Source organism: Bradyrhizobium manausense (genome assembly GCF_001440035.1).
GTDB lineage: Bacteria > Pseudomonadota > Alphaproteobacteria > Rhizobiales > Xanthobacteraceae > Bradyrhizobium > Bradyrhizobium manausense.
The window spans coordinates 546,311-550,636 of the sequence record NZ_LJYG01000112.1 but is presented as its reverse complement, the minus strand read 5'-3'; the positions used below and the strand labels follow the sequence as shown (position 1 = coordinate 550,636).

Annotated in this window: 6 protein-coding genes; 3 read left to right on the top strand and 3 right to left on the bottom strand. The window is 67.0% G+C overall.

The window, feature by feature from the left end; translation table 11 throughout:
* The 3 genes from AOQ71_RS49360 to AOQ71_RS39170 all read left to right on the top strand — a co-directional run.
* On the top strand, window positions 1–594 hold a 594-nt coding region (locus AOQ71_RS49360; RefSeq protein ID WP_488226157.1), incomplete at its 5' end, for an oxidoreductase.
* Window positions 595–610: 16 nt separating this feature from the next.
* On the top strand, window positions 611–1,789 hold the full coding sequence (locus AOQ71_RS39175) for an acyl-CoA dehydrogenase family protein (protein WP_057758654.1): 1,179 nt from the start codon (window positions 611–613) through the stop codon (window positions 1,787–1,789).
* Window positions 1,790–1,807: 18 nt separating this feature from the next.
* Window positions 1,808–2,236 carry a RidA family protein gene (locus AOQ71_RS39170; RefSeq protein WP_057758652.1) on the top strand — a complete coding sequence of 143 codons (429 nt, stop codon included), beginning with the start codon at window positions 1,808–1,810 and terminating at the stop codon, window positions 2,234–2,236.
* Here the strand turns inward: AOQ71_RS39170 and AOQ71_RS39165 are convergent, their stop codons facing one another.
* The 3 genes from AOQ71_RS39165 to AOQ71_RS39155 all read right to left on the bottom strand — a co-directional run.
* Window positions 2,237–3,001, bottom strand: coding sequence for an ABC transporter permease (locus tag AOQ71_RS39165; RefSeq protein ID WP_057758650.1), 765 nt, complete (start codon window positions 2,999–3,001; stop codon window positions 2,237–2,239).
* Complete coding sequence (locus AOQ71_RS39160) at window positions 2,998–3,762, bottom strand: ABC transporter permease (protein WP_057758648.1); 765 nt, start codon at window positions 3,760–3,762, stop codon at window positions 2,998–3,000. The genes AOQ71_RS39165 and AOQ71_RS39160 overlap by 4 nt, the downstream gene beginning before the upstream one ends.
* A partial coding sequence (locus AOQ71_RS39155) for an ABC transporter ATP-binding protein (protein ID WP_245317377.1) occupies window positions 3,759–4,326 on the bottom strand: 568 nt, incomplete at its 5' end. The genes AOQ71_RS39160 and AOQ71_RS39155, both read right to left, overlap by 4 nt.

Sequence of the window (4,326 nt, the reverse complement as noted above, 5' to 3'; positions counted from 1 at the left end):
GAACTGCATTGCGCCCACGGCTATCTGCTGTCGAGCTTCCTCTCGCCGCTGACCAACCGGCGCACGGACGAGTACGGCGGCAGCCACGAGAACCGCGCGCGCTATCCGCTGGAGGTGTTCGAGGCGATGCGCGCGGTGTGGCCGTCCGACCGGCCGATGTCGGTGCGCCTGTCCTGTCATGACTGGACCGACGGCGGCAACACCCCGACTGACGCGGCGATCTTCGCCGCGATGTTCAAGGAGGCGGGGGCGGACGTGATCGATTGCTCCTCGGGGCAGGTCTGGAAGGAGGAGCGGCCGATCTATGGCCGCCTGTTCCAGACGCCCTTTGCCGACCTGATCCGCAACGAGGTCGGCATCGAAACGATTGCCGTTGGCGCGATCTCCGAGGCCGATCACGCCAACTCGATTCTGGCGGCCGGCCGCGCCGATCTCTGCGCCATTGCGCGGCCGCATTTGGCCGATCCCGCCTGGACCCTGCACGAAGCCGCGCGCATCGGCATCACCGCTGTCAGCTGGCCGAAGCAATATCTGTCCGCCAAGGGACAGTACGAAACCAACCTGGCGCGCGCTGCCGCAGCTAGCGCCCAGTGAACGGAGGAGGTGACCAATGAGCTCCGTTGCAAAAGTCATCAGGCGCGACTGGCTGGACTGGCCGTTCTTCGAACCGCGCCACCACGCAATCGGCGCGAAGCTCGACCGCTTCGTGCAGTCGGGCGCGCTCGACACGATCGATCACAACGAGGTCGACGGCGCCTGCCGCCACCTCGTGCGCGCGATGGGCGAGGCGGGCCTGCTCGATTGCGCGGTGGCGGCGCCCGACGGCGATGCGGCCACGATCGATTCCCGCTCGATCTGCCTGTCGCGCGAATCGCTCGCCTATGCCGATGGCCTTGCCGATTTCGCCTTCGCCATGCAGGGGCTCGGCTCCGGCGCGATTGCGCTCGGCGGCTCGGTGGAGCTGCGCAAGCAGGTGCTGCCGAAAGTTCGCTCCGGCGAGTGGCTTGCCGCCTTCGCGCTGTCCGAGAAGGAGGCGGGATCGGACGTCGCGGCGATGTCCTGCACCGCGCGGACCGACGGCAACGACTACGTCATCGACGGCGAGAAGACCTGGATCTCCAATGGCGGCATCGCCGACGTCTACACGCTGTTCGCCCGAACCGGCGAGGCGCCGGGTGCGCGCGGCATCTCGGCCTTCGTCGTCTTTCCCGATGATCCCGGCTTCGACATTGCCGAGCGCATTGACGTCATCGCGCCGCATCCACTGGCGACGCTGCGCTTCACCAATTGCCGGATTCCGGCGAGCCGCCGCCTCGGCGCGCCCGGCGGCGGGTTCAAGCTTGCGATGCAGACGCTGGATATTTTCCGCGCCTCGGTCGCGGCCGCAGCTCTCGGCTTTGCCCGGCGTGCGCTGGACGAAGCGCTGTCGCACGCGCGCAGCCGCAAAATGTTCGGCGCGACCTTGGGAGATCTCCAGCTGACCCAGGCCGCGCTCGGCGACATGGCGACGGACACCGATGCCGCCGCGCTCCTGACCTATCGAGCGGCCTGGCGCCGCGATGTCCAGAAACTTCCGACGACGCGTGAAGCGGCGATGGCGAAGCTGACTGCGACCGAGACTGCGCAGCGCGTCATCGACCGCGCCGTCCAGATGTTCGGCGGCCGCGGCGTGCGTAAAGGAGAGGTCGTCGAGAGCCTCTACCGCGAGATCCGGGCGCTGCGCATCTATGAGGGCGCGACCGAGGTCCAGAAACTGATTGTCGCCCGCGAACTGTTGAAGCCGCGCTGAGAAGATAGAAAGTTCTCCATGAGTACGATGACAAAACCGGAAGCTGCAGCGACCGGTCTGCGAGTGCTCCAGCCCAGCGGCTGGCCGCAGCCGAAAGGGTATGCCAACGGCATCACGGCCGAGGGACGCCTGGTCGTGACCGGTGGCGTCGTCGGCTGGGACGTTGCGGGCCGGTTTGCCGACGGCTTCGTCGCACAAGTCCGCCAGACGCTCGAAAACATCGTCGCAATCCTGGCCGAAGGCGGCGCGCGGCCGGACCATCTGGTGCGCCTGACCTGGTATGTCGTCGACATGGACGAGTACGTCGCGAACCTGAAGGCACTTGGCAAAGCCTATCGCGAGGTGGTCGGCACCCATTACCCCAGCATGGCGCTGGTGCAGGTCGTGCGTCTGGTCGAGCCGTCGGCGCGTGTCGAGATCGAAGCGACAGCCGTCGTCCCGCGCTGATCAGCGCGTCGACTGCCACGCCAATAGCCTGCGCTCGGCCAGTGACATGGCAACCGACGTGACATAGCCGGTGGCCCCGAGCAGGATCACGCCGGCAAACAGATCGGCCGAGCGGAAGGCGCGCGCCGACAGCAGCACCCAATGGCCAAGGCCGTCGAGCCCGGCCAGCACCTCGCAGACGACGGAGAGGATCAGCGCGACCGTCAGGCTGAGCCGCATGCCGGCGAGGATATCGGGCAGGGCCGACGGCAACGCGATCTTGAAGACCACGGCGGTGCGCGACATCTGCAACGCGCGCGCGACCTCGTAGAGGCGCGGCTCGACCGCGGCAAAACCGTGAATGGTCGCAAGCATGATCGGCCAGATCGCCCCGAAGGCGATCACGAACAGGGCCATGCCTTCCGTCAAGCCGAGCATTGCGATCGCGACCGGGATGATGGCGGAGACCGGCAGCGGACGCAGGAATTCCAGCGATGGCGCGATATAGATGCGCATCAGGCGAGACGATCCGATCAGGGCGCCGAGCGCGATGCCCGCGATCGAAGCGGCGAGCCAGCCATAGGCCATGTGCTCCAGCGTGCCGACGAGCTTGCTGGTGAGATCGCCGCTCGCAAAGCCACGCATCAGGGCGGCCCAGGCGCGGTCGGGGCCGGGCAGAAACACAGGCGAGACCAGCTTGAGATTGGCAATGAGCTGCCAGAGCCCGACAAAGCCGGCGGCGACCGCAAAGCTTGCGATGCGCCAGATCATCGCGGCGGCGCTCATGAGCCGGCTCCGGCGGTGGCGGCGCGGCCGAACAGGCGGTGCTGGACCACGATCAAGACGAGGTTGAGCCCATAGCCGATGGCGCCGATCCAGACCAGATAAGCGAGCATCAAATCCGGCCGCAGCGCCTGCTGGGCCAGCATGATGCCGGCGCCGAGCCCGAGCGGATTGATCGCGATCTCGACCGTCACCGCGACGATCAACGCGATGCCGGCGGATAGCCGGAATGCGACAAAGATGCGCGGCAGCGCGGCTGGAATGATGATCTTGATGATCCGCTGCACCGGTGTCAGCCGCAGCGCCCGCGACACCTCCATCAACCGCGGCTCGATGCCGCGAACGGCGGTGCGGCTCAGGATCAGCATCGGCCAGACGCAGGCAAAGGCGACGATCACGATCTCCATGCGATAGCCGAAGCCGAGCGCGATCAGCGCGATCGGCAGCAGCGCGATCGACGGAATCGGCCGGATCGCCTCGATGGTCACTTCCATCAACCGATCGAGCACGCGCGAGATGCCGAAGGCGATCCCGAGCGCAAGCCCGATCACGCTGCCGATCGCGAGCCCCGCAAACGCCGCGAGCAGCGTGTCACGGGTGGCGATCGGGATCGAGAGGTCGGCCAGTGCTGCGACCAGAGCGGCGAGCACCGCGCTCGGAGGCGCCAGGCTGTCGCTCTGCAAATGGGCGAGGCGGATCCAGAGCTCGAAGACGAGCAGTGCCGCGAGCGGCAGCAGCAGCGGCTTGGTGCGTTCGAGGCTCAATGTTCGGTCGCCTTGATGAAGTCGAAGAGTTGCCGTCGCAGCCGCAGGAATTCCGGATGCTCCCTTGTGGCAAGCTGGTCGCGCGGGCGCGACAGGTTCACATCCAGCTCGATTCCGATCCGGCCGGGATGCGGCAACAGACCGATGACACGGTCGCCGAGATAGATCGCCTCGTCGAGATCGTGGGTCACGAAGATGACGGTGGTGTTGCTCGCCGCCGTCAACGACAGCACCTCGTCCTGCAGACCTTGCCGCGTCATCGCATCCAGCGCGCCGAACGGCTCGTCCATCAGAAGCGTGGTCGGCTCCTGTGCGAGACAGCGTGCGATCTGCAACCGCTGCTGCATGCCGCCGGACATTTCCGCCGGGTATTTGTCGGCATGGGCGGGCAGGCCAACCTTGCGCAGCAACGCCGCGATGCGTCCGGGGCGCTCGCGCGCAGGAATTCCGCAGGCCTCCAGCGCCAGCGAGATGTTGCCGGCTGCGGTTCGCCAGGGCAGCAGCGCCTTGCCATAGTCCTGGAATACGATCGCGACCTCGCGGCGCGGGTCGAGCATCGGCTGG

What these genes read in the sequence shown, in the direction of transcription:
- AOQ71_RS39175 (WP_057758654.1), top strand. Translation starts at nt 611, where the DNA reads ATGAGCTCCGTTGCAAAAGTCATCAGGCGCGACTGGCTGGACTGGCCG.
- AOQ71_RS39170 (WP_057758652.1), top strand. Translation starts at nt 1,808, where the DNA reads ATGAGTACGATGACAAAACCGGAAGCTGCAGCGACCGGTCTGCGAGTG.
- AOQ71_RS39165 (WP_057758650.1), bottom strand. Translation starts at nt 3,001, where the DNA reads ATGAGCGCCGCCGCGATGATCTGGCGCATCGCAAGCTTTGCGGTCGCC.